The organism is Acinetobacter sp. NRRL B-65365, from assembly GCF_001605865.1.
Lineage (GTDB): Bacteria > Pseudomonadota > Gammaproteobacteria > Pseudomonadales > Moraxellaceae > Acinetobacter > Acinetobacter vivianii.
The window spans coordinates 1-26430 of record NZ_LRPD01000044.1 but is presented as its reverse complement, the minus strand read 5'-3'; the positions used below and the strand labels follow the sequence as shown (position 1 = coordinate 26430).

Sequence of the window (26430 nt, the reverse complement as noted above, 5' to 3'; positions counted from 1 at the left end):
AAAGTAGATTTATAGGTTTTTAACAAAATGAAAATTAGTGAAAATTGGTTACGCACGTGGGTGAACCCAGCCATTGATAGCGATACATTGTCTGATCAATTAACCATGCTCGGTTTGGAAGTTGATGATTTGGCGCCTGTGGCAAAACCATTTACAGGTGTGGTTGTGGGTGAAGTACTCACCGTTGAACAGCATCCAGATGCGGATCGTTTACGTGTGACCACGGTGAATATTGGTTCGGGTGAGCCATTACAAATCGTTTGTGGTGCACCAAATGTACGTGTGGGTATGAAAGCGCCTGTTGCAACAGTGGGTGCGGTATTACCTGGTGACTTTAAAATTAAAAAAGGCAAACTGCGTGGTGTTGAATCACATGGCATGTTATGCGGTGCTTCTGAAATTGATTTAGAAGACAAGATTGACGGTTTATTGGAATTACCCGCTGATGCGCCAGTTGGGATCAATATCCGTGAATATTTAAAACTTGATGACAACGTGATTGATATCAGTATTACCCCAAACCGCGGTGACTGTTTTAGTATCCGTGGTATTGCACGTGAAATTGCAGTGATCAATCGGTTAACGATGAATGAGCCTGAGATTCAGTCTGTTCCTGCAACCATCGCTGATGAAAAAGCAGTGACCATCACGACTGAAGGTACGCCACGTTACTTGGGTCGTATTGTTAAAAATGTAAATGTTAAAGCAGCAACACCAGACTGGATGGAGCAAGCATTAGCACGTTCAGGTATCCGTACGCATAGCATTCTGGTTGATATTACTAACTACGTATTACTTGAGCTTGGCCAACCGATGCATGCTTTTGATTTGGCGAAAATCGAAGGTTCAATTCACGTTCGTCAAGCGCAACCTAAAGAAAAATTAGTGTTGCTTAATGATCAGGAAGTTGAGCTGCAAGATGACATGATGGTCATTGCTGATGATCAAAAAGCATTAGCCATCGCAGGTATCATGGGTGGTTTGGCATCATCTGTCACCGATGATACGCAAGATATTTTCCTTGAAAGTGCATTCTTTGCGCCTTTAGCCATTGCTGGTCGTGCGCGCCGTTTTGGCTTGCATACGGATTCATCTCAACGTTATGAACGTGGCGTCGATTTTGAATTGCCAATGATCGCAATGCATCGTGCTTCTGAATTGATTCAAGCATTTGCTGGTGGTGAGTTTGGCCCAATCACAGTGGCTGAACAAACGACTTTATTGCCAAAACGTGAAGCGATTGTATTGAAACAGGCGCAAGTTGATCAGTTACTTGGATATCAAGTAGCGAGTGATTTTATTGCTGATGCATTAACACGCCTTGGTTGTATGGTTACCGCAATCGCTGAAGGCGAGTGGAGTGTTGTTCCTCCTTCGCATCGTTATGATATGGCGATTTATCAAGATTTGATTGAAGAAGTTGTACGTATCGACGGTTATGACAATATTCAAATCAGTTTGCCAAAAATTGATGTGAAATTAGAAAAATATCAAGACCGCTTTGAGGTTGCACAATTACGTCAAACGATTGCAACATTAGGTTATCAAGAAGCCATCAGCTTTAGCTTTGCTGATGCAAAACTTGAAAAGCAGTTGAATCCAGCAGTACAGCCATTGATGTTGGCGAATCCAATTTCAAGTGACTTGGCTGCGATGCGTAGTACCTTGTTATCAAGCTTGATTCCTTGTATACAGTACAACTTAAACCGTCAACAGCAACGTGTACGTTTCTTTGAACTCGGTTTACGTTTTGATTATCAGAATGCACAAAGTATTCATGACCTTAAGCAAATCCCAACGCTGGCGTTGATTGCTGTGGGTTCACGTACACCTGAATCTTGGCATGCAAAACCTCAGGCTATGGATTTCTTTGACTTTAAAGGTGAGGTTGAAGAGATTCTGGCAGCAGGTCGTATTGGGGTTGAATTTGTCCGTACTGAACGTGCATGGTTACATCCAGGTCAATCTGCGGAAATTTTGGTAGATGGACAATCGATCGGTTATCTCGGTCGTTTACATCCATCTTTGGAAAATGAACTAGATTTGGGCATAACTTGGGTTGCAGAGCTGGATCAGCAGGCTGTTTTGCAATCTTATGTATCTAATTTTACAGAATTATCACGTTTTCCATCAGTTAGACGTGATATTGCGCTTTTAATCTCTGATAATATTGAGGTAAGAGATATTCAGCGGTTAATTGAGCAAACTGGTGGAGAGTTACTCGACTCGACATGGTTGTTCGATGTGTATACGGGGCAAGGAGTTGAACAAGGCAAACGCTCTCTCGCTTTTGCAGTGTTATGGCAACATCCAACTCGTACGCTTGAAGATGCTGAAATTAAATCTGGTATGGATAACATTATTCAAGTGTTGGAAGACACTTACCAAGCGACATTGAGGGCCTCATGACAGCATTAACAAAAGCAGATATGGCGGACCATTTAAGTGAGCTTACTAGCTTAAATCGCCGCGAAGCAAAACAAATGGTCGAGTTGTTTTTTGACGAAATCAGCCAAGCACTGATTGCGGGTGAGCAAGTCAAACTTTCTGGGTTCGGTAATTTTGAGTTGCGTGACAAACGTGAACGTCCGGGACGTAATCCTAAGACTGGTGAAGAAATTCCGATTTCTGCCCGTCGCGTGGTAACGTTCCGAGCGGGTCAGAAATTTAGACAGCGTGTTGGAAATGAGCAGATCGATTGATCTGCTTTTTTTATATTTTATTTTGATTGAACTCTAAATATTTAAGGCATAAAAAAAGAGAACCGTAAGGTTCTCTTTTTTCGATAATCTAAAAACTAGATTATTGTGCAGCAGAAGCTGGAGCAGCAACTTCAGAAGCAGCAGCAACTGGAGCAGCTTCAGAAGCAGCAGTAGCTTCAACAGCAGCAGTAGTAGCTTCAGAAGCAGCAACAGTCGCTTCAGAAGCAGCAGCTACAGCTTCAGAAGCAGCAGCGTTAGCGTCAGCAGCTGGAGCTTCTTTCTTAGAGCAACCAACGAAAGCTAAAGTAGTAGCAATAGCAGCAACAACAGCGAATTTTTTGAATAACATGGCATCACTCTCATAAAATTGTGAGATTAAAAAAAACCTTAAGTTAGTCTGTTTGTGCTTTTATTATTCCTAAACGCTTTAGGTAACAACGCAGGGAGCAGCCTAACTGGTCTGACGCTATCGTATCAAAGCAATTCGTGAATTACTACTGTTCTGTCCAACAAAACGACAAAAATGGGCAAAATTCGGCTGTTTTTTGATAGAAAATAACTATAGATTATAAAATCTAAATCGGTAAGTTGCGGAAATTAAATGAGTTATTTTATAAATATATAAATAAATCAATGAAATAGTGTTTTTGGTAACTTTTTTAAAAAAATGTAAATATTATGTAAGTATGTCAACCAAATAAAAAAAGCTACCATTAAGGTAGCTTTTTTATCTGACTTTAGGTCGATGCTTTTCTTTTCATTTGATCAAAGAAATCATCGTTGGTCTTGGTTTCTTTCATACGATCTAATAAGAACTCCATTGCTGCAAGCTCATCCATTGGATGAAGAAGCTTACGAAGAATCCAGACTTTACGTAGATTTTCTTCGCTCATGAGGCGTTCTTCGCGGCGAGTACCCGATTTCTTGATATTCATTGCTGGGAATACACGTTTCTCGGCGATACGACGATCAAGAGTAATCTCTTGGTTACCTGTACCTTTGAATTCCTCGTAGATCACGTCATCCATCTTACTGCCTGTTTCAATCAAAGCAGTTGAGATAATGGTGAGTGAGCCACCTTCTTCAATATTACGTGCTGCACCGAAGAAACGTTTTGGACGTTCTAAAGCATGCGCATCCACACCACCTGTCAATACTTTACCTGATGAAGGAATGACAGTGTTGTAAGCACGCGCAAGACGGGTAATCGAATCCAGAAGAATCACGACATCTTTTTTGTGCTCAACAAGACGTTTAGCCTTTTCAATGACCATTTCAGCCACTTGAACATGGCGGGCAGGTGCTTCATCGAATGTTGATGCAACAACTTCACCACGAACAGTACGTTCCATCTCGGTTACTTCTTCCGGACGTTCGTCAATAAGAAGGACGATCAGGAATACTTCTGGGTTGTTGCGGACAATGGATTGCGCGATATTTTGCAATAACATTGTTTTACCCGCTTTCGGCGGTGCAACAATGATTGAACGTTGACCTTTACCAATCGGTGCAACAAGATCAACAACACGTGCTGTTAAATCTTCAGTTGTACCATTCCCGAGTTCCATAACTAGCTGTTCTGTCGGGAAGAGTGGGGTTAAGTTTTCAAATAAAATTTTATTACGTGAGTTTTCTGGGGTGTCGTAGTTAATTTGGTTAACTTTTAATAGGGCAAAATAACGCTCACCTTCTTTAGGTGGACGAATTGTACCTGTAATGGTGTCACCCGTACGTAAGTTAAAACGGCGAATCTGTGATGGACTGACATAGATGTCATCTGGTCCAGCTAAATATGAACCAGCCGCAGAGCGTAGGAAGCCAAAACCATCAGAAAGAATTTCGAGAACACCATCACCAAAGATTTCTTCGCCATTCATGGCATGGCGCTTTAAAATGGCAAAAATAATATCTTGTTTACGGTTACGTGCCATGCCTTCAAGGCCCATAAACTCCGCAATTTTAATGAGTTCGCCAATGGGTTTTTTCTTGAGTTCAGTTAAGTTCATAAGTGGTCAGACAGAATGGAATAAGTGGAGGACTACGTTAGGGAAAGAATAAAAATCGACCGCATACATACATGCTGATGTAATTGTATTTACACAACCACAATTCAGTAGTCTGGTTCATTGTTTCAGAGAGAAATGTGAAAACAATTGTTTATTGCCGAGCGGCGATCTTATGTTTTGTGTCTTGTAAGAAGCGCAATGAAGTAGATTCCATTCAAAGCTTCTTGATCCAGAAATATAGATGAAATCAGGGGATTTGTCAATTTTTAACTAGAAATACACTATTCATTTAATAGCGTATTTCTAGCACTGACAATTCAACAGTCGTATTAGATGTTTTGGTCAATAAATGCTGCAAGTTTTGAACGTGGCGCTGCACCAACTTGTTGAGCAACAACTTCACCATCTTTAAACATCAATAATGCTGGAATATTACGGATGTTGTATTTCACAGCAGTGTCTTCGCATGAAGTAACGTCAACTTTAACGATTTTAACTTTACCTGCGTATTCGTTTGAAAGTTCTTCAAGTACAGGTGCGATTGCTTTACATGGTGCACACCAGCCAGCCCAGAAGTCAACAAGTACAGGCGTTTCAGCATCTAAAACATCTGCTTGGAAGTTTTCATCAGTTGTATTAACAATAGTCGCAGACATAAGGTTGCTCCAAATTTAAGAAATAAAGTGCGAATTAGTTCATCATCACGATGAATATTACATTGCTACTTTACTCAATGTAAGGGTTTGTTCCGATTATTCAAGTTTGAAAATGAAAAGTCTAATGGATGCTCACGATGTTGATCATCGACTTCTACAATGATTTATGCATTAAAAGCAGAAATAGGTAACTTTTATTGATTAAAATGACTTTAAAATTGTAAGCATGTGAATTACTCTAATGCGTGAATTGAGCATGGGTTTATATGAATAATGTCTGATTTTCTGATTGATGAAGAGTTACTTGCTGCGATTGATATGGGATCGAACAGTTTCCATCTTGCAATTGCACGTGTTGATCACGGTGAGGTTAAGAAAGTCGCTTCAATGTCAGAAAAAGTACAGTTAGCAGCTGGGCTTGATGAAAATAAGAATTTAACAGAAGCAGCACAACAGCGCGGACTGGCTTGTTTAGCCCGTTTTGTGGGACGTTTAAGTTCGGTGCAACCGAATCGTTTAAGAATTGTGGCGACCAACGCATTAAGACAAGCGAAAAATGGTCACGAGTTTATTCAAAAAGCTGCGGAAATTTTACCAAAACCGATTGAAATTATTGCAGGTCGTGAAGAAGCACGCCTGATTTACTTGGGTGTTTCCCATACCATGGCCAATGGAGGTCGTCGTTTAGTCGTTGATATTGGTGGTGGATCAACAGAATTTATTATTGGTGAAGAATTTGAGCCGTTGCATACCGAATCTTTACAGATGGGTTGTGTGGCTTATAGCAAAACTTTTTTCTCTGATGGCGAGATTACCAGCAAAGCATTTGATAAAGCTGTAGTAGCAGCCCGTAAAGAAATGTCAGGTATTGCCAATACCTATAAATCAGTGGGTTGGGATACCGTTGTCGGTTCAAGTGGAACCATCAAAGCCTGTCGTCAGATTGCGGTTAATCTTGGCTTAAGTGATGAACAGGAAAATCTGACCCGTGATGGCTTATATAAGTTAAAAGATCGTTTACTTAAATTTAAACATATCTCTGAAATTGATTTTGAAGGTCTACGTGAAGACCGTCGAGCAGTTTTGCCAGCTGGCGTTGCGATTTTATTTGCCATTTTTGAAGTTTTAGATATCGATAAATTGGCATATTCTGATGGTGCGTTACGTGAAGGCGTCATGTATGACCTGCTTGGACGTTTCAAGCATGAAGATATTCGTGACCGTAGTGTGCAAGCCTTAATGGGTCGCTACAATGCGGATCCGAAACAGGCAGAACGTGTGGTCAGCACTGCTCAGCAATTGTTTGACGGAGTGGCTGAAAGTCTGAATTTAACCACTGAAGACAGTGACTTACTGCGTCGTTCAGCTTATTTACATGAAATTGGTCTAGCGATTAGTCATGCTGGTTATCATCGTCATGGCGCGTATTTATTGCAGCATTCGGATATTCCTGGTTTCTCACAAATTGATCAAAACCATTTGTCTCATCTGGTTTCACATCACCGTCGCAAGTTGCGTGCAGATGCAAAAAATGACGTTTTAAAGGTCGGTGGTAGCCATTTACTTTATCTTTGTTTATTGCTTCGTCTGGCTGTTTTGCTGAACCATAGTCGTAGTGATCAGATGCTTCCTGCCATTGAACTCAGTGTTGTAAATGATCAACAATGGCAACTAAGCGTATCTGGCGATGCTAAACAATGGCCTTTATTAGTTGCTGACCTGCATGATGAACAATTGCAGTTTAAGCATTGGGACATTGAGTTAAATATTCAGTCAGACAAATTTGTTGATTAACCATATTATTATGGATCATTCTTGACTTATGAAAAATAAAGCGACTCAGTCCAAGGCTTGGGCTACGGTTCAAATTGCACGACATCCTGAACGTCCGCAATTTCTAGATTATGTCAGTGAAATCTTTACTGAATTTGATGCACTTCATGGCGACCGTTTATTTGGTGATGACGGTGCCATGATTGGTGGTTTGGCACGTTTTGATGGGCAACCTGTGATGGTTGTCGGTCAGCACCGTGGCCGCAGTACCCGTGAAAAGTTACAGCATAACTTTGGGATGTGTAACCCGGAAGGTTATCGTAAATCACAGCGCTTACTGGATATGGCTGAGCGCTTCAATTTACCAGTATTTACGTTTGTTGATACCATGGGGGCTTACCCTGGTGTAGGTGCAGAAGAGCGTGGTCAGGCTGAAGCGATTGCAACCAGCTTGGCGCAACTTTCAAGTTTGAAGGTTCCAGTGATTGCGACTGTACTTGGTGAAGGTGGTTCTGGTGGTGCTTTAGGTATTGGTGTAGCAGATCGTGTGATTATGCTCTCGCATAGTATCTATTCAGTGATTTCACCTGAAGGCTGTGCTTCTATTTTATGGAAAACCGCAGAAAAAGCCGCACAAGCAAGTGAAGCACTGGCATTAACTGCCGATAAACTCCAAGCTTTAGGCATCGTTGAATATGTTGTGGACGAAGGTGAAGGTGCACACTTGCAACCTGAAAAAGTCATGCATGATTTGAAAGATGTATTAAAGCAAGCTTTAGATGAATTGCAACCGATGGATGCCCAAGAACGATGCGACGCACGTTATCAACGTTTAATGAAGTTTGGCAGCAGCAATTTAGGCATCGCGTCTTAGGACAAACACAGCATTTTTCTGAACAAACTCAATTCCTGATTGGGTGTAGCGGCGGCATGGATTCCATGCTGTTGCTGTATCTGATGTCTGAACTTTTCCCAAATCGAATTCGTACCATTTATGTCGATCACCAGCTGCAAACGCTGAGTGCTGGCTGGGGATTATTCGTTCAACAGCAAGCTGAAGCATTTAATATTCCTGTCATTCTGCAAAAAGTCACGGTTGAAACTGGCAATCTGGAGCAGCAAGCGCGACAAGCCCGTTATCATGCTTATCAGCAACACTTACAATCCAATGAAATTCTTGTCTTAGCACATCATCAGCAAGATCAGGCTGAAACGTTCTTATTGCGTCTATTTTCTGGGGCGGGTGTCAATGGACTTGCTGCCATGCAACAGCTTGATATCCGCGAGGATATGACCATCTGGCGACCATTTTTAGATTTGAGTCGGGAACAGATTGAACAGTGGTCACAACAACTGGCTTTGAACTATGTCACCGATCCGACCAATCACGATACACATTATGATCGGGCATGGTGCCGTGAACAATTATGGCCGCTGCTAGAAAACCGTTTCCCTAAAATGCAGTCGGCTGTGGTACGAAGCAGTTATCTGATGCAAGATGCAGCGGAAATCTTAAATGATGTGTTGAAACAGGACTGGCAGCATTGTGCAACGGATCGTGAGTTGGATTTAACGAAATTGGCTGAGCTTTCAACAGCGCGGCAACGACAACTGTTATCCGACTGGATTAAAGGTAAAGACCAATATCGCCCAAGTTACGATATGGTGCAGCGCCTACAGAATGAAGTCATTTGGGCAAAACCTGACGCGCAGGCAAGTTTGCATATTCACCCGCATTACTATGCGCGTTATCAGAAAAAATTATACCGTTTAAGCCATGATGAATTGTATGCGGAACAGCAAACAAGCTTTCCGAATATTATGTCTCAACAGTATGAAATGGGACAAGTGATTCAGGTTGCTGCTGGACAATTTAAGATTGAATCGCAAGCCATGGGCCTTTCTGCACAACTGTTAGGGCGTGAGTTGACATTAATCAAACGTCAGGGCGGAGAAAAAATTCATCTTTATGGTCGTGTTGGACATTGGCCTCTCAAAAAAGCCATTCAAGAAGTACAGATTTTGCCTTGGTTACGTCATACAATTCAAATATTAGTCGTGGATAATGTTATGCTTGGGGTTTTTAGCCCAAAAGGTTTTTGGTTGGCGCAATCTGAGTATTTAGAGCAGGGTGGTTGGCAACCAAGTTTAATTTCTGACTGTACTTTTCAGCAGTCTTTTTGATATGACGAGTAGGACATGGCGACAGCATTGAATAAAAATATTTGTTTTATTGGCGGCGGTAATATGGCGCAAGCCTTGATTGGCGGTTTATTGTCTCGTGGATTACCTACGACACGTATTACTGTTTCTGATCCGGTAGAGCAAATTCGTCACGTATTAGAAGAAAAAGGGATTCAGACCACCACAGATAATGTGGAAGCAATCAAAAATGCAGATGTCGTCGTATTGGCAGTAAAACCACAAGTATTGGCAACGGTATTACAACCATTAAATGGTTTGTTGTCAGATAAACTTGTGATCTCGATTATTGCGGGCGCTGAGATTCAGACCATTTCAGATTTGATTGGTGGCAGTCAGCGTATTGTTCGTGTTATGCCAAATACGCCAGCCTTGGTTCAAACAGGTGCGCATGGTATTTATGCCTCTGAAGCTGTTGATGCACAAGACCGTGAATTAACCAGTCAGATTCTTGCAGCGACAGGTTTAACCATCTGGGTAGAAAATGAAGCACAAATTGATGCAGTAACTGCAGTATCGGGTTCTGGTCCTGCATATTTCTTCTATTTGATGGAAAGTATGATTCGTGCAGGTAAAAACTTGGGGTTGGATGAAAAAGTTGCAACTGCATTGACCTTGCAAACTGCATTAGGTGCGGCGCAAATGGCAATTACCAGCTCAAATTCTCCAGCAGAATTACGTAAAAATGTGACCTCTCCAAATGGCACCACGCAAGCAGCTTTAGAGGTGTTTGATCGTGCGCAGATTTCACAAAATATTCAAGCAGCGCTTGCAGCAGCTCAAAAGCGTAGCCAAGAGCTTGCGCAAGAGCTGAGTGACAAGACTAAATCGGTTTAAGTAGGATAAGACAATTATGGGTGCAAGTTCTGCGCTAATTTTTGGTGTTTTGATCAATGTTGCAATTTTATTGGTCTTTTTCCGTTTTTTAATGCAATTGGCGGCAGTGAGTCCATACAATCCAGTGGTACTTTCGACAGTGAAAGCAACCAAGATTGTAGATATTTTTAGTCGTATTTTCCCAACAGTCGGCAAGGGGCGTGTCAATTTAGCGGCAGTAGCTTTGTTGGTGGTGCTGTATTTACTGAAAATGTTCGGTTTGATGTATTTATCTGGACAAATGCCACATAGCGCAGTGTATCTGGTGATCACAACATTTGTGACCATGATTCAGGACTTGATCCGTTTCTGTCGTTATTTAATTTTTGCGACCATCATTTTAAGTTGGGTGGTGATGTTTACACAGACACGTTCACCGTATATTGAAGTGATTCAGGAGCTGGCTGAACCATTGCTTGCACCTTTCCGTCGTATCATGCCGAATATGGGAATGATTGATCTTTCTCCAATTTTGGCGTTCTTGGCATTATATGTTGCTGAGATCTTGATGAATGAAGCAGCTAAAGTTCTGTTAACAGGTCTTTAAGCAAGTTTGATTCAATAAAAAATGGGCGTAATGCCCATTTTTTATTTTTTGATCAGGCGTTGTCTTATGCTTTGGTTGAGTGGATTGGAAAAGTAGCGTGCAATCCAACTCCCTAGGACAATTGCCAGAATAAAGTAAATCAATAATAACAATAGCTTAATATTACCTTCAGTCAAGGCGGGTGTATAAAACAATTTAAAGAAACCCAGGATGATGAGATGAAATAAATAAATCTCATAACTATTCTTACCGATATTTCTGACCCAATCAAAATGTGAAGATACTGAATCTGCCCGTTCATTGGCGACATTTGCCAGAATCACGATCACGGTAGAAAATGCAAATAAGCTGATTCCCCAGATGCAATTTTCTTTAATCGATCCTGAAAAGTAGATGAACAGCATAACTGCAATTGCAATCGTTTTTAGTGCCGACCAGACTTTAGGCTGAATGATCAGCTTCGGGGCAAGCAGAGCAGCGAGACAGCCAAAAGCAATGCCATCAAAGCTGGAAAAGTAATGGTATAAATAAGCCCCACTTCCTTCACCGTAATGTAAAAATCTAAAATATGGCGCGAATAGAATCAGACAGATACAGACTAAGACAAATAAACTTTGTTTTCTGAAGAACAATGCAGCCAGTGGGAAGCTTAAATAAAAGACTTCTTCAACCGATAACGACCATAAGACACCCAAGACATAGTTGACCCAGCCATTTTCAATAATCAGGATATTCATCCAAAAGGTGAGGGCTGCTAGATTGACAGTGGATTGCGCAACGATGATCTCATTAGGCGCTTGGGTCATAAAGGGTTTTAGCTCAAACGCACCGAGAAGATTCACCAGACAGATGAGTAAAATCATGGTGGGCATAATGCGAGAGAATCTTGAAATATAGAAATCCCGAATATTGATCTGGGCTAGAGATCCCCAACGTTTAAGGCTATGTGAGGTGATCAGGTAGCCTGAGATGACAAAGAACATGGTGACGCCATAATTTCCATTCCGGGCCAAAAGCGTGGTGATATTCTCTCCAAAAATTTGAAAATTGATGGAAGTATCAAACAATTTATAAGGAATATTAAAGTGATGTAATAACACCAGAAAAATGGAAATAAAACGTAATGAATCAATGGAATGGTAACGGTTAAATTGAACTTGATTAAAGGACATATTGCATTCCTTTCTCCTATGCGGATTAGTTTTTATCGGGTATTCTTTATTATTCGTGTTCTTGTAGCGCAGGGGAGTTAATCCCCTGTCTGCAAGAAACATTATGTTTTTATGAGCTGAGGGCTGGCTTAGTGCGCAGCGTCCCAGTTTAGTCCTTGACCTACTTCAACCACAAATGGCACAGAAATTTGCAATACAGATTGCATCACTTCCGCAATTTGTTTTGAAAGTTCATCTGCAATTGCTGCATCCGCTTCAAATACAAGTTCATCGTGTACCTGTAATAACAGCTTGGCTTGATCTTTCGGCAACATTTTATCGACTGCAATCATGGCAAGCTTGATAATATCTGCTGCACTGCCTTGTAACGGCGCATTAATTGCTGCACGTTCGGCTGCCTGCTTAATCATTTTATTGGTTGCCATAATGTCTGGTGTATACAAACGACGGCCGAGAATCGTCTCGACAAAGCCTTGTTCGCGAGCGATCTGGCGGGTACGTTCCATATAGTCCAGTACGCCCGGATAACGCTGGAAGTAACGTGCGATATAGCTACGAGATTCTTCACGGGTAAAGCCAAGCTGACGGGTTAAACCAAATTCAGACATCCCGTACAGCAGACCAAAGTTGACCGCTTTGGCTTGGCGACGTTGATCATTGGTGACATCTTCAATATCAATACCCAATACTTCGGAAGCAGTACGACGGTGCACGTCCTGACCTTGCTGGAAGGCATGAACTAAGGCGTCATCTTGAGAGAAATGTGCCATTAAACGCAATTCGATTTGTGAGTAATCGGCAGCTAATAACACACGACCTTCAGGTGCGATAAAGGCTTTACGAATCTGACGACCAATCGGGGTACGGATTGGAATGTTTTGCAGGTTTGGATCAGTTGAAGACAAACGACCTGTCGCGGTTAAAGCTTGATGATAGCTGGTATGCACACGATGGGTGGTATCATTCGACTGTACGATCAGGCGATCTGTATAGGTGTTTTTGAGTTTCGCCAAACCGCGATGTTCTAAGATCACTTCTGCTAAAGGATGCTCAATTTTCTCAAGGATACTTTCGCTGGTGCTGTATTGACCTGTAGCTGTTTTCTTACCACCTTTGAGTCCAAGCTTTTCAAACAGGACTTCACCAACCTGTTTAGGTGATGCCACATTAAAAGCTTCGCCCGCCAGTTCTGCTGCTTGAGCTTCAAGCGTTTGAATCGTTTCTGAAAACTCAACACTGAGTTGATCGAGGAATTGATGATCCAGCTTAATACCATCTTCTTCCATGCCTGTGAGCACGCGAGCAACTGGCATCTCAATGTTATGCAGGATATTTACCAGTTCAGGATGGGCTTTCAGTTTTGCTGCGAGCACTTCATATAAACGATAGGTAACATGCGCATCTTCAGCAGCATAATGGGCTGCCACTTCAAGTTCGATCTGGTTAAAGGTTTTTTGCTTAGCACCTTTACCCGCGATTTGCTCAAAAGTCGTGGTCAAATGGCTGAGATAAAGACGGGCAACATCATCCATGCCATGTCGCGTCGCAGCAGCATTTAATACATATGAAGCAAGCATGGTATCGAAATACCAGCCTTGAATGGTGATACCGTGATTGGCAAAGATGTGAGCATCATATTTTAAATGATGACCAATTTTCTTCACTTGTTCATTTTCAAGGATCGGTTTGATCTGAGCCAGAACCAGTTCACGATTCAGTTGTTCTGGTGCACCTTCATAATCATGGGCGACAGGAACATAATAAGCATCATTGGCATCAAATGCGACCGAGAAACCGACTAGCTCAGCAAAGCGGTAGTCTAGATTGGTGGTTTCCGTATCAATCGCAAAATGATCTGCTTGCTGCATACGTTGCAATAACGCATCCCAGTCCTGTTGGCTCAGCACGGTATGATAGGTGGCTGTGCCCAGTTGATCATCCTGACTAGACAGGCTGGCATGATCTTCAACAATCACTTGCTCAGTTTTTTGCTCAGCTTTGGCAATACTTTGTGATGTCTGTTGATAAGCTGAACTGTTTGGATTATTGGGATGATCCAGCGATTGTAACTGGTTACGGAATTCGAGCTCAGTATAGAGATTACGTAACTGATCTACATTTGGATTGGTGAGTTTAAGGTCATGCCAATCTAAAGCCAGATCAAGATCACACACAATACTTGCCAATTGATGGTCAATCTTGATGTTCTCTACGTTATCTTTAATGTTCTGGCTGATTTTGCCTTTCAACTGATCGGCATTGGCAATGATATTGCTCAATGTACCGTATTCATTTAACAGTTTCGCCGCTGTTTTCGCGCCGACTCCTGGAACGCCCATAATTCCGTCAGAAGCATCGCCCATCAGGGTCAGGTAATCGATGATCTGATTGGGATGTACTCCGAATTTTTCAAAAACCCCCGCTTCATCTAAAACACGTTCTTTAAAGCTGTCTTCTAGTTTAACGTGCTCATTGACCAGCTGTGCCATGTCTTTGTCACCTGTCGAAATCAGGACATGATGACCTTCTGCCAAAGCGCGTTTGGTTAATGTTCCAATAATGTCATCTGCTTCCGCACCGGGAAGACTATACAACGGAATACCTTGAGCTCTGATCAAAGCATGTAAATAAGGAATTTGCTGAGATAGCTCCTCCGGCATACTTGGACGGTCACCTTTATAGATCGGTGATAACTTATGACGGAAAGTTGGCTCTGGTGTATCGAAAATGACAGCCATGTGAGTCGGTTGGGTACGACGCATCAATTTCTGGATTGCTGAAATTGCACCACGTATTGCATTGGTATGTAAGCCAGTAGACGTCGTTAATGGCGGTAAAGCGTGAAAAGCACGAAATAAGAAATAAGACCCGTCAACCAAGACAAAAGGTGGCATTGCGCAAATCCTAATTATAAATTAGTCGGTATTTTACGTGAAAAAGCCGTGGCTGTCTTATCTGAACGCGGATGAGTACGGCTGGATTTGTCGTTTAAGATTTGCAGTATTTTGTATGTGAAAATACCTGCTTATGCAGTGATCAAGTAATATACCTGCAATGAAGCTGTCATAATTGATATAAGTCTATGTATAAAAAAGACAAACAGGGAATGGTTTTTGTCCTGATTGCTTTGACGGTGCTGCTTGCTTGTGCGGTTGCATTTAAATGGCATGCGACTGTTATTGCAGCGACGATTGGGCTGACCGTTGTTATTGTGCACATTCTGTCTGATATTCATCAGCGCTTGCTGCAACTTGAACAGGCAACGCCGAATCATTTTGCACAGACAGCGGGTATTGGCGTACAAAAAGTTGTGATATATGGTGCGGCGCTCGTCGCGCTATTTGCCTATGCCAATACTTGGATGTGGCTGGCTGGCGGCGCTTTATTGGTATTGCTGTTGTGCCTGATCCAAACGATCAGTGCCTTTCAAACCCGTTTGTTACATTTGGAGCATGAAGCGATTCAGCGACATCAGGTTGGGATGGGGAGCTTTGATCACTCACAGCAGAGCCATCCTGATCAGAAGATTGAAACGATTCAAACAGCTACAGTTTCCTCACATTCTGTTCAACCCGAGCAGCCCCCAGCATGGATGCATCAAGAGACTTCATCAGCTCAAGAACCATTTGGACAGACCCAGACTCCAGTTACTCAAGCCGTTGAGCCTAAAACACCGAGTTGGTGGCAGCCTGCGCTGGACTGGATGATGCACGGCAATCCAATTCTTCGTGTTGCTGTCGCCGTACTCATGGTCGGTGTGGTTTTATTATTACGTTTTGCCAGTGAACATTGGCAACTCAGTCTTGGTGTGAAGCTGGGTTTTATTGCCAGCGCGGGGGCAGTGACGACGGTTGCAGGTTATTTACTGCAAAAGAAAAATCAATTATTTGCAGTTGCGCTACAAGGCGTAGGGCTAGCTGTCATTTTCTTGACGCTGATTTTCTCTCATCATTTTGCCGTAATTGCCAGCTTAACGACTGCCAGTATTTTATTTGTGATTTTATTATTAGTCACAGTTTATCTGAGTTTAAAGCAACAAGCCCTGTATTTAGCCATGTTGGCATTGACTATGGCTTATCTTGCACCTTTGGTGATTCCACAAAATCATCCTGATGTGATTTTCCTGTTTGGCTATTACTTTGTCATTAACTTGGCTGTGGCAGCACTGAATTTTATTCAACCTTGGAAAATCCTGCATCAAATTGCGTTCTTTGCCACCATGTTTATTGGTGGTTCGACCATCGGAATTTATGCAAATTCAGCGCAGTTTAATACCTTGGATATGATCCTGTGGTTGCATATGGCTTTATTCATCTGGCTCAGTATTCGTTATAGCCAATTAATGCTACGTGCTCAAAACCAGCAGCAACAAACAGATCCGACATCTGAGCGCTTACAGCCGATTTTAGATGTCGGTCTGATCTTTAGTGTGCCTGTCTTGGGCTTTTCCTTACATGCTTATTTAATGCATAACTCAACCTCAGCCCTCACTTGGGGGGCTGTTGCACTTGCCGCGACTTATATTGCTTTAAATCTCTGGATTAAACGTCAGCATCCACAATTATCAATCTTAGCCAAAAGTTTCTTTATCCTTTCGGTGGTGTTTGTTGCATTGATTTTCCCATTGGCCAAAGGTGCTCATTGGACTTCAACGGGCTGGGTGATTCAGGGCACGGCATTAATCGTTTGGGGCGTCACTGAGCGATACCGTTTAAGTCGTTACATTGGCGTCGCACTGGTCTTGCTCAGTTCGGTAGCATTACTGTTTCAGGTCTGGTCAAATGATCATTTCCCGATTTTAAGCACCGCAATTTTTGCTTTAGCACAATTTATTTCGGCTTTTTACTTGTTGCATTATCAGGAAGTTGAAAAGTACTTTAGTGCGCGGATGCTGAGCGGCGTGTTTTTAGCGCTTGGTTTATATTCTGGAGCAATTGCGGCTGTTGAATTCATGCAATGGCAACAACATGGCCTAAGTCCTTATCTTGCGATTGCGGCAATATTACTGGCACTGTTTAGTTTGGCGGTACATGTTAAATCACGATTGCAGTGGGGCAATGTACAACTGATCTTATTGGCGGGCTTATTAGCTTTGCTCTACGTGGAAAGTCTTGCTCAAAATGTGTATGCCGTTTGGCACTGGTCGAGTAACTTAAATCAGATCAGCTTTGCTGTGGCTTCGATTACGATGACGTTAATACTGACCAGCTTGAGTGCTCACACATCTAAAGTGTCGCTTATGTTGTGGTCAGCTTTGCTCTGGCTCAGTCTTGCCAGTATTGGATTGGCTATTTTCCCCATCATGCCACTTGTTGCGCTTGCGATTGTCCCTGCGATTTATAGTATCTGGCGATTTATATCGAATAAAACCCAGTTGCTCCATCAGGTTCCGATCTGGTGCCTAACCTTAGTCTGGCTGGTATTGGTCAGTCTAGATCTATATTCTGCACAGCAATATTATGTGCTACCGCTGCTTAACCTAACGGATATTCTATCTTTATTGATGTTCTTCGGTCTGATCTGGATTATTTATCATCATGACTTTAGTGCCGAGCGTTCGATAGAATGGGGCTTTAAAGTGACCACGATTTTGATTGGTCTATTGGTGCTGAGTAGTGTGGTGGTGCGTGCCATGCATCATTATTTAGGGACACCATTCTGGGGGACAGCAATTTGGTCGAATGGCGATGTACAACTCAGTTTGACATTGCTATGGGTGATTCTGGCATTTATTCTCATGACCTTTTCCAGTCGCCGCCACATCCGCCAAATCTGGTTTGTCGGTGCGGCTTTATTGGGAATAGTGGTCATGAAACTATTGTTATTGGACTTATCGCAAAGTGGCACTTTAACCCGCGTGATTTCGTTTATCGGTTCGGGAGCGGTGATGCTGGTGATTGCTTATTTGGCACCGTTGCCACCTGCGCTAAGTGAAACCAAGAAAGAAAGCTAATTATCTTTCTTTCTCGTCTTTTTTCAGTTCTTTCTGATTGGCATATTGATCGATTTCATCATTTTCCAAGGGGAGCGGTCGATCAATCAGACCCATCTTCGGTACTGGAATTTCGATCTCATTTTCCAGAAAGCCATTACGAATCCGTTCCTGCATTTCATCTCGAACTTTAAGTGAATTTTCCTGACGGCACCACACCGCAAATAACAACTCAATTGAAGATTCCCTAAACGCAGTAACAGTGACCGTTGCTTTCGGGTCATCCATCACCAATGGGTATTTCGCTGCCACATCTAACAAGACTTGGCGAACTTTGATGATATCTTCATGGAAATTAATCGCGAGCGTAATCGGGATACGCCGTATCGGATATTTGGATAAGTTCATCACGGGCGTTCGAATCAGTTGTTCGTTCGGCAAGCGAATATAAACATTATCCAGCGTCAAAAGTTTGACTGAGAGTAAGTCAATTGAAATGACTTCACCCTCAATGGTTTGACCTCGAATCAAGGTAATTTGAATGGTATCACCGACTTCAAAGGAACCTTCACCAATCAGGAACAAGCCACTGATCAAGTTGGTTGCAGAAGTCTGAGAGGCGAAACCCAAAGCGACCGTCAAGATCCCTGCTGCACCGAGAAAGACACTCAGTTTGAAACCCGCTTCCCTTAAACTGGTCATGATGAACAGCAAGAAAATAAAATAAAAAATACCTCGACGCCATAATAAGCGTTGATGTGCATTAAAACGGCTACCAATGGTGCGGATAAAGGCATTGGAGACCAGTCGCGCAATCAGGAAGCCGATAAAACATAAAATAATGGCGACCACGATTTCGCTGAGACGCTCAAAATTAATGTTGGTAAAAATACTGGTCAGGCTGCCAGCAACATCTTTTGGAATATTTGAATTCGGCATGGCAACCCCTTAGAAGAATGAATCAAACATATTGAATAAGGTGCTACCGGGGGCTCGAGGGGGATGTACATAAGTGACTTCACCGGCCTGAGTCGGGGTTTTGTTTTCAATGCGAATTCGTGCCGGATGATCTGTACCTTCGTAATAGACTTTAATTTGCGAGGTCCATAAGCGTCCTGTACTTTCACTATAAAATAATGGCAGGGCAGGCACAGGCACATTCATACGGTCAAAGCGCAATTGATGATGACTGGTGTTGTGAAACTCAATTGGCGTGACCGCTCGGAAAGCGCGTGGTTTAAGTAGGTTCAAATCGATACGACCGTCGACTGAAGTGGCGTAGCAAATCTCACCATTTTGTGGGTCTTTACCAAACCATGTATCTTTCGGTTGAATGACTGGGATATCAAAAAGCGGTTCAGAAAGCCCATCCACCAGACCTGCGATCCACAATGGTGTGCTGATATATAAAGTTCCGCGCTGACCCGCTGGAATATAAATCGGATCTACAGGTCGAATCACCACTGAACGATCAGCCAGACGCGGCATTAAATGAAACGTACTATTGGTTTTATGAAACATGTAGCGTTCAATTTTTGCTGGAGGCGGCATGGCAAATTCAATATCGTTCAATATTCGCCACTGTTGTTCGTAGTCATGCTGAAACTGAGGACGATGATATTCAAGACGCCATTCTTTAATGCCGCGAGTCAGACGAAAGAGCAATGAACCGAATTGCCAAGCTTTGGCCTGTTGAAGTTCGAATTGTTGTTCACCCCACCATTTCAAAGTATTGGAAGGTGGTACTTCAAATTGATTATTTTGAGACAAGATGCAAAATTCCTTTGTGAGTATGCTAAACAGACTTCACGCTGTAATCTGCTTAGAGTACACTCAATACTTTCTCTTATCATTATTTGTGTGATGCAAATACTTAAACAAATACAAATTCCTTATAGTTTTGCGAAGCGACATGGCGTTTTATTGCGCTATGAAGGTGATCAAATTTTTATTGTACGACGCAAGGACACTGCGCGTATTGCGTTGCAGGAAGCGCGTCGAATTCTGGGGAAATCTGCTCACGATCAATTGTGTAGTGATCAGGAGTTTCATGCCTTATTAAGTTCCAGTTATGCGGGCGATACAGGCGAATCGCAGCAAGTTGCAGCAGGACTGGAAGATCATCCCGATTTACTGAGTCTGGCCGATCAGGTGCCTGAAGCTGAAGACCTAATGGATCAGGAAGATGATGCACCGATTGTTCGTTTGATCAATGCCTTATTGTCAGAAGCGATTCGCGTCAGCGCCTCAGATATTCATATTGAAGCCTTTGAGAAAAAACTGTCAGTACGTTTGCGTGTTGATGGTCAATTGCGTGAGATCGTGCAGCCACGTCGTGAGCTGGCACCGCTCTTGGTGTCCCGTATTAAGGTCATGGCGAAACTGGATATTGCCGAAAAGCGAATTCCACAAGATGGTCGTATTTCATTGCGCCTTGCTGGACGTGAAGTGGATGTACGTGTTTCGACTTTGCCTTCTTCGCATGGCGAGCGTGTGGTCATGCGTTTGCTGGACAAGCAGGCAGGGCGTTTAAATATGACCCATTTGGGCTTGATGAAAAATGACTACGAACGTTTAACCCAACTGGTCCATCGCCCACATGGCATTATTCTGGTGACTGGCCCAACAGGTTCGGGTAAAACTACCACCTTGTATGCCGCATTGTCTGATCTGAATGACAATACCCGTAATATTCTGACAGCCGAAGATCCAATTGAATATCAACTGGAAGGGATTGGACAAACTCAGGTCAATACCAAAGTAGATATGACCTTTGCGCGTGCGTTGAAGGCGATGTTGCGTCAAGATCCAGATGTGGTCATGGTTGGTGAGATTCGTGACTTGGAAACTGCTGAAATTGCGGTTCAAGCTTCGTTAACGGGTCACTTGGTGCTTTCCACACTGCATACCAATACTGCAATTGGTGCGGTAACACGTTTAAAGGATATGGGGATCGAACCTTTCCTCTTGGCAAGCTCTTTAATCGGCGTGATTGCCCAACGTCTGGTTCGTACTTTATGTCCGCATTGTGTGACATGGCGTCAGGCAGATGATTTTGAGCGTCAGGTTTTCCAGCATCTTAAAGTGGATGAATATATGCAGTTACCTGAACCACAGGGCTGTGAAAAATGTTCACATGTTGGCTTTAGCGGTCGAACTGCAATTTATGAAATCGTGCCAGTCGATGAGTCGATGCGCCGTTTGATTCATGGCAATGCGGCTGAGTATGAATTGGAAAATCATGCGCGCCGTCATGCAGCTTCAATTCGAGATGATGGTTTATTGAAAGTTTTAGCTGGCAAAACGACATTGGAAGAAGTACTTCGTGTCACCAATGAAGCTGCGGAAGAATAAATTTAAGCTTTGAAATAAAAAAACAGCATGCAGATCGCATGCTATTTTTTTATGATTGCTAAAATTATTCAGCAGTCACAATATTAAAATTCACATCAATATTGTTGCGGGTCGCATTTGAATAAGGGCAAACAATATGTGCAGCAGCAACCAATTGTTCTGCTTCAGCTTGTTCCATTCCGATCAGATAAACATTTAAAGTGACTTCAATACCAAAACCCGTTGGAATTGGACCAATTCCGACTTCACCTTCTACATAGGCATCTTTGCTGATATTAAACTTATCGCGGTTTGCAACAAATTTCATAGCACCCAAGAAGCATGCAGAATAGCCAGCAGCAAAGAGTTGTTCTGGATTGGTCACTGCACCGCCAGCCCCCCCCATTTCTTTAGGTACGCCGAGTTTTACATCTAAAACACCGTCAGAAGAGGTTGCACGGCCATCTCGACCGCCTGTTGCTTTTGCTTTTGCACGATAAACCACTTTTTCTAATGACATGATTATTCTTCCTGAAGATTATTGAATGCAATTTGATCGTACTGGATCTAAATTAAAATACAAGTCAGCAAACGTTATAGATCCTGCCATCTTTGGTCGTGATATGTGTAGGGGAGTTTCTATGTTTTGTAGGTGTTTTATTGATGAGTAGAGGGCATGATCAGTTGTGCCAATTCACATTGATAAAAGGACATAAATGCGAATCACTTGAATCATAAAGGTTGGCTATTTGGGGTAATAAATTAATCTGGCAGATCTCATTTTTATTGTGTGCTCAAAACAAAAAAGCATAAGTGATAAGACTTATGCCAATGCTAGATAATAAATTTAATGTGTCTGTTACCAGAGATCGGCAATTTTTTTCATGAGACGGGCACGATAACGCGCTGTCGGGTTGCTAAGGTTATTTTCTGCTTCAAGTTCAAAATGCTTCTGCCAAGCCTGAATCATGTCTAGGGTGGTGCCTTTTTGCTTAATCACTGCAACATCTTCACGTCGAATATTATCGAGACGTTGTCTGGCACCTTCTGGGCCTGTTCCCCAGCCAATAATCCATTGACCAAAAGCATTCAGGGATAAATTTTGTGGTGTAGATAACACTGTTGTTGAAGTGGCGGATTCATCCGTATTTGTATCAACGGTTGTGGCATGAAGTGGTACGGTGGCCCCCAAAAAAAACAAAGCAGCGATAAATCTAAACATGAACAAAGCTTAATAAGAATGAGTTGATGATGTTACATCATGCATATCCCAAAATCATTCGACTTTGCTCTATGATGATCAATAAATTGTATTAAATCATGAATCTAGAAATGGTACATTGGTAAAAATTGACCAAGACGGTCAGAATATATTCTATTGCTGATATTTTGTGCAAAATTGCGATTGGAAAAGTTGATCGCGTTTCATTTTTAATAATTGATGAGCTTGCGATGTTGCATCAGTGGCATAGAGGTGCGAATTGCATTTTGTTCTTCAAGATCAAATGCACTGGTGATTAGACCATGACCCTCAGTTTCGATCATTTGAAGCAGTTGTCCACGACTATCGGTGATTCCTGCATGTCCCCAAGTTTGACGTTTTTCACCATGCCAGCCTTGCTGGGCAGCACCTAAAACATAACATTGGCTATCCATAGCACGTGCTTGCAGCAGCAACTGCCAATGAAGCTGTCCTGTTGTATGGGTAAATGCGGCAGGGGCCGTTAAAATATTGGCACCTTGCTGACGTAAGGTTAAAGCCAGTTCTGGAAAGCGTAAGTCATAGCAAACCATCAGACCGATGTTACCAAAAGGTGTTTTGGCAACGACGACCTGATCACCAGGTTCAAAGAATTTAGACTCCTGATAACCGCCGACTGCATCACTGACTTGCACATCAAATAAATGAATTTTGTCGTAGCGAGCTTCTGTCCCTTCAGGACTAATACATAAACTGACGGTTCGAACCCGACCATCCTGAATGATTGAACCATCTGGACGGAAAGGGCATGGGAGCGTGCCCGCAATTATCCAGATTTGATAGCGATGGGCCAGTTGCTCTAATCGTTTTTGAATACTCTCGAATTGAGCTGCGGTTTCACGCTGTTTACCCGCAGCAAAACAGACAAAGTTTTCAGGTAAGACGATGAGCTCAGCAGCCTGAGCTTTACTCTGTTGAATTAATGATTCAATGACATCGAAATTTGCTTCGATATCATTTTGGGAGTTCATTTGTGCAACAGAAAGTAAAGTCATATAGGCGCCGCGATATCAGGTTGAGTGATCAAGCGTTTTGTTTATGTGCATCGAGATTGAGGCAATCTTGTTCTTTTTGCAATTGTTTAACCAGAGGTTCAAACATATTCTGGTTATTTTCGTTTAAACGCATCAACGTTTTATGTGCATCGAGCACAGTATTGAGCATGGCACTATGAGTGACATGTTCATCGGTAAGCTCCAAAGTACATACACTCGGATCACCACAGTAATTTAAAATCACAAATACCTGTCCTAGCCCCATACTGTTGGCTAAGGTTGTAATATCTGGATTTGTTGACAGCATGACTGCTTGGATCTGATGAACTTGCTTTAGCTTTAAACCCAGTTTTGCCAGAATGCCTAAAACGGTACTGTCAATAAACGTGGTTTCAGTTAAGTCAACGATTGCACCAACAACATTTTGCTGTTGTTCAATTCGGTTGAGCAGTTTGTCTAGACTTATACAAGAGTGAGCACGCACTTCGCCAATAAGCTTGAAAATATGCGTTCCGTTCAAACTTGCATATTCAACATGACCTGTTGACATATAAATGCCATTTTCAGAGAAAGGATATAAAATTATCCCATAGTGATATTCTAGACACAAGTGGTCGGAGGTCTAGATTTAATTAAGTTTTTGATATTTAAGTTAATTCATTCGGCGGAGGCTTAGAATAGCAATGTCATCAGCCACGTGATCTGGGGCTTTAAAGGAATCATTTTGCAAGTGTTCCACCAGTTGATTGAATTGATCATTCAGGCCACCATCGAAGGGTTCAAGCGCCCCATCTGAACAAACAATAAACCGCGCATGGCGACTTAATACACAACGATGTTCTTCAACTTCCAGTTCTTCTGTGAGTCCTAAAGGAAAGCTACTTGTAGTTAAAATCTGTGGAGGCTGGTTCGGTTCAAAAATGATTGGAGGTGGATAGTGTCCTGCACTAGACCAACGCACTTCATGCGTCACCAGATTTAAAATACCAGCCACCATGGTGATGTGCTTTTCAATATTCTCTTGCACCAACATTGCATTCAGTTTTTGAATTAATTGACTAGGTGTTTTTGAGCGACCATGAAAAGCTGCCATCCACGATGTGAGTAGGCTACTGGTGACACCATGTCCTGACACATCTGCAAGATAGAATAGAACCTCTTCATCATTTAAACGCCAATAGTCATACCAGTCGCCCGACAAATAAGCCGAGGGTTGAAAGAACGATTCAAACTGATAGTTGGGGAGCTCAATCGGGTTTGGCAACAAACGCTTTTGTAATTCGGCCGCAGAAGGCAAATCGCGACTATCTTGATTACGTTTATATTGCGCATCGATTTTGAATAAAGAATGAATTGGATTTTTTGGCAAGCTATCCCAAATCCAGCCCGCTAAAGCGCCTAATTCCCATGCCTGAGCCAAAGCTGCGCCTTCGTGCTCAAATGCAAGCACAACAGTCGGCAGTTTCCATTGATATTTTAAGAAATCTTGTACATCGGCAATCGCAATAATTGTTTGATCATACAAATCCAGATCATCAACTTGAATGATCTGCAAACTTGGTAACTCAGTTAAAGCTTGATCTAAACAGGGTATGGAGCGTGTGGGTTGAATGAAATACATAGATGAATAGTCAATCCTTTGTATGATCATTTTTGATTCATCGTAGATGAAAGATGATCTATAACATAGTATTGCCAGAGTTTAAATTCTCTGACAATACATAAGTTTGTAAAACATTATTTTAATGTGATCACTTTTCATCAGAAGATGAGTCGTCAACATCATCTTCATCACCAACAAAAGAAACATCATCAGAGTCGCCACGCTTCTCTGCGATCTGGAAAGCCTTACGTTGTAAATAGAAGTCACGGATCATTGAATATTTATCACCTTTTAGACTTTCTTCAATATCCAGAATTTGTGAACGTGCATCAACTGCTTGCAAGACATTGGTTGACCAGTAAATACCATCCTGATCATCCAGTAAATATTTCTGTGGACGCCCAAAACTATCTGCTGCTAAACCAAAACCATCACGGAAGGTACTTGGACCAAAGAATGGCAACATTACATAAGGGCCAGAAGGTACACCGTAATAACCCAGTGTCACACCAAAGCTTTCTTCTTCAGTTGACAATCCTAAACGACGTGCAGGATCTGCAAAACCTAAAGTTGTAAGGGTATTTAAAGTAAAACGTCCTAACGTTTGAGCAGCACGTGCTGGACGACCTTGAATCAGCTGGTTAACTGCATTCCATGGCTCACCAAGGTTCTTGCGGAACTGACGGTAAGGGCTACGAACAGGTTCAGGAACTTTTGCGACATATTGAATTGCAACTGGCTTTAATAAGTTACGATCTAACATGTCATTAAATGCATAAATCTGGCGATTCAATGGCTGTAAAGGATCTTTAACTGCATCAGGTTGTGCAGCATTAGCATTTACTTTTAAATCATTCTTGGTGAGATGCTTTAAATCTTTTATTGCTTGAATCGTTGAAACCTTTTGCTCAGCCGAAACTTGTGGTTGCGACGTAGCAGATTGAGCGGCAGACTCATTTGGAGTCTCTTGAGCGAATACTGATGAACAAGCTCCAGCAGTTAACAACCCAAGCAAGATAAAATTCGAGTAATGCATATAAGTCCTTAATCGCTGTGAGAGCGAAATACAGTCATTAAAATGATTGCGTCACTTAACGCAAAACATAGATATCAAGAGTACAGTTTAATTGTTCTTATCGTATTAAAACAAATTCGGTCGAAAAATATAAGAAAAAATGTAATTTTGCTCTAAAAATAAACACTCGATAAGATAATTCCAATAAATTTAAAAAAGGGTGTTGCATTGGGTTGGGAATGCTGTAGAATGCACATCCATCGGCGGTGATGCAGATAAAAACTTGTTGAGAAACAAGGATTTGGCTAGATAGGTTAGATTCTTGGGTTAATTGATAGGTTTTAAAAATATCGAAAT

Annotated in this window: 22 protein-coding genes and 1 pseudogene; 9 read left to right on the top strand and 14 right to left on the bottom strand. The window is 42.1% G+C overall.

Annotated features, from left to right (window positions below):
* The first annotated feature begins 27 nt into the window (after positions 1-27).
* Together pheT and AWW72_RS14820 are read left to right on the top strand one after the other, a co-directional pair.
* Positions 28-2409: a phenylalanine--tRNA ligase subunit beta gene (gene pheT, locus AWW72_RS14825; protein ID WP_062847855.1), complete on the top strand. Its 2382-nt coding sequence runs from the start codon at positions 28-30 to the stop codon at positions 2407-2409.
* On the top strand, positions 2406-2702 hold the full coding sequence (locus tag AWW72_RS14820) for an integration host factor subunit alpha (RefSeq protein WP_000126166.1): 297 nt from the start codon (positions 2406-2408) through the stop codon (positions 2700-2702). The genes pheT and AWW72_RS14820 overlap by 4 nt, the downstream gene beginning before the upstream one ends.
* A 100-nt stretch (positions 2703-2802) precedes the next feature.
* Here the strand turns inward: AWW72_RS14820 and AWW72_RS14815 are convergent, their stop codons facing one another.
* The 3 genes from AWW72_RS14815 to trxA all read right to left on the bottom strand — a co-directional run bounded on the left by AWW72_RS14815 (position 2803) and on the right by trxA (position 5364).
* Positions 2803-3051, bottom strand: a complete 249-nt coding sequence (locus AWW72_RS14815) for a hypothetical protein (RefSeq protein ID WP_062847854.1) — start codon at positions 3049-3051, stop codon at positions 2803-2805.
* 388 nt (positions 3052-3439) lie between these two features.
* Positions 3440-4708 carry a transcription termination factor Rho gene (rho, locus tag AWW72_RS14810; protein ID WP_004906752.1) on the bottom strand — a complete coding sequence of 423 codons (1269 nt, stop codon included), beginning with the start codon at positions 4706-4708 and terminating at the stop codon, positions 3440-3442.
* 329 nt (positions 4709-5037) lie between these two features.
* Positions 5038-5364, bottom strand: a complete 327-nt coding sequence (gene trxA, locus AWW72_RS14805) for a thioredoxin (RefSeq protein WP_004774726.1) — start codon at positions 5362-5364, stop codon at positions 5038-5040.
* A gap of 273 nt (positions 5365-5637) precedes the next feature.
* On the opposite strand from trxA, the gene ppx reads away from it, so the two are divergent.
* Genes ppx through AWW72_RS14780 form a run of 5 tightly spaced genes read left to right on the top strand, consistent with a single transcriptional unit; the run spans position 5638 to position 10762 of the window.
* Complete coding sequence (gene ppx, locus AWW72_RS14800; protein ID WP_062847853.1) at positions 5638-7158, top strand: exopolyphosphatase; 1521 nt, start codon at positions 5638-5640, stop codon at positions 7156-7158.
* A 28-nt stretch (positions 7159-7186) separates the two neighbouring features.
* Positions 7187-8011, top strand: coding sequence for an acetyl-CoA carboxylase carboxyltransferase subunit alpha (locus AWW72_RS14795; RefSeq protein WP_004774730.1), 825 nt, complete (start codon positions 7187-7189; stop codon positions 8009-8011).
* Positions 8012-8067: 56 nt separating this feature from the next.
* On the top strand, positions 8068-9321 hold the full coding sequence (gene tilS / locus AWW72_RS14790) for a tRNA lysidine(34) synthetase TilS (RefSeq protein ID WP_062847852.1): 1254 nt from the start codon (positions 8068-8070) through the stop codon (positions 9319-9321).
* A gap of 15 nt (positions 9322-9336) precedes the next feature.
* The gene (gene proC, locus AWW72_RS14785) at positions 9337-10176 is read left to right on the top strand and encodes a pyrroline-5-carboxylate reductase (RefSeq protein WP_047431766.1); all 840 of its coding nucleotides are present in this window, start codon (positions 9337-9339) and stop codon (positions 10174-10176) included.
* A gap of 16 nt (positions 10177-10192) precedes the next feature.
* On the top strand, positions 10193-10762 hold the full coding sequence (locus tag AWW72_RS14780) for a YggT family protein (protein WP_004774736.1): 570 nt from the start codon (positions 10193-10195) through the stop codon (positions 10760-10762).
* A 41-nt stretch (positions 10763-10803) separates the two neighbouring features.
* Here AWW72_RS14780 and AWW72_RS14775 read toward each other — a convergent pair whose 3' ends face one another.
* Both AWW72_RS14775 and polA read right to left on the bottom strand, forming a co-directional pair.
* Complete coding sequence (locus tag AWW72_RS14775; RefSeq protein WP_062847851.1) at positions 10804-11934, bottom strand: acyltransferase family protein; 1131 nt, start codon at positions 11932-11934, stop codon at positions 10804-10806.
* 128 nt (positions 11935-12062) lie between these two features.
* The gene (gene polA, locus AWW72_RS14770; RefSeq protein WP_062847850.1) at positions 12063-14828 is read right to left on the bottom strand and encodes a DNA polymerase I; all 2766 of its coding nucleotides are present in this window, start codon (positions 14826-14828) and stop codon (positions 12063-12065) included.
* Between the two features lie 188 nt (positions 14829-15016).
* On the opposite strand from polA, the gene AWW72_RS14765 reads away from it, so the two are divergent.
* On the top strand, positions 15017-17887 hold the full coding sequence (locus AWW72_RS14765; protein WP_062847849.1) for a DUF2339 domain-containing protein: 2871 nt from the start codon (positions 15017-15019) through the stop codon (positions 17885-17887).
* Here AWW72_RS14765 and AWW72_RS14760 read toward each other — a convergent pair whose 3' ends face one another.
* Positions 17888-18805, bottom strand: a complete 918-nt coding sequence (locus AWW72_RS14760; protein WP_062847848.1) for a mechanosensitive ion channel family protein — start codon at positions 18803-18805, stop codon at positions 17888-17890. It lies immediately after the preceding gene.
* A 9-nt stretch (positions 18806-18814) separates the two neighbouring features.
* Positions 18815-19636: a DUF432 domain-containing protein gene (locus AWW72_RS14755; protein ID WP_004774743.1), complete on the bottom strand. Its 822-nt coding sequence runs from the start codon at positions 19634-19636 to the stop codon at positions 18815-18817.
* A gap of 93 nt (positions 19637-19729) precedes the next feature.
* Between AWW72_RS14755 and gspE the strand changes: the two genes are divergently transcribed.
* Positions 19730-21220, top strand: a complete 1491-nt coding sequence (gspE, locus tag AWW72_RS14750; protein ID WP_004774744.1) for a type II secretion system ATPase GspE — start codon at positions 19730-19732, stop codon at positions 21218-21220.
* Positions 21221-21284: 64 nt separating this feature from the next.
* On the opposite strand, the gene AWW72_RS14745 is transcribed toward gspE, so the two are convergent.
* The 7 genes and pseudogenes from AWW72_RS14745 to AWW72_RS19560 form a co-directional block, all read right to left on the bottom strand.
* Positions 21285-21719, bottom strand: coding sequence for an organic hydroperoxide resistance protein (locus AWW72_RS14745; protein WP_062847847.1), 435 nt, complete (start codon positions 21717-21719; stop codon positions 21285-21287).
* Positions 21720-22058: 339 nt separating this feature from the next.
* Positions 22059-22421 (bottom strand): DUF4951 domain-containing protein, encoded by a 363-nt coding sequence (locus AWW72_RS14740; RefSeq protein WP_062847846.1) that lies wholly within the window; start codon positions 22419-22421, stop codon positions 22059-22061.
* Positions 22422-22630: 209 nt separating this feature from the next.
* The gene (locus AWW72_RS14735) at positions 22631-23455 is read right to left on the bottom strand and encodes a carbon-nitrogen hydrolase family protein (RefSeq protein WP_062847845.1); all 825 of its coding nucleotides are present in this window, start codon (positions 23453-23455) and stop codon (positions 22631-22633) included.
* 28 nt (positions 23456-23483) lie between these two features.
* Complete coding sequence (gigB, locus tag AWW72_RS14730) at positions 23484-24005, bottom strand: anti-anti-sigma factor GigB (protein WP_004774748.1); 522 nt, start codon at positions 24003-24005, stop codon at positions 23484-23486.
* Positions 24006-24107: 102 nt separating this feature from the next.
* A complete protein-coding gene (gigA, locus tag AWW72_RS14725) occupies positions 24108-25076 on the bottom strand; it encodes an RsbU family protein phosphatase GigA (protein WP_062847844.1) in 969 nt (322 codons plus the stop codon).
* A 130-nt stretch (positions 25077-25206) separates the two neighbouring features.
* A complete protein-coding gene (locus AWW72_RS14720) occupies positions 25207-26094 on the bottom strand; it encodes an MlaA family lipoprotein (RefSeq protein WP_062847843.1) in 888 nt (295 codons plus the stop codon).
* A 97-nt stretch (positions 26095-26191) separates the two neighbouring features.
* Positions 26192-26430 (bottom strand): annotated as a pseudogene (locus AWW72_RS19560) (hypothetical protein); the annotation flags it as partial.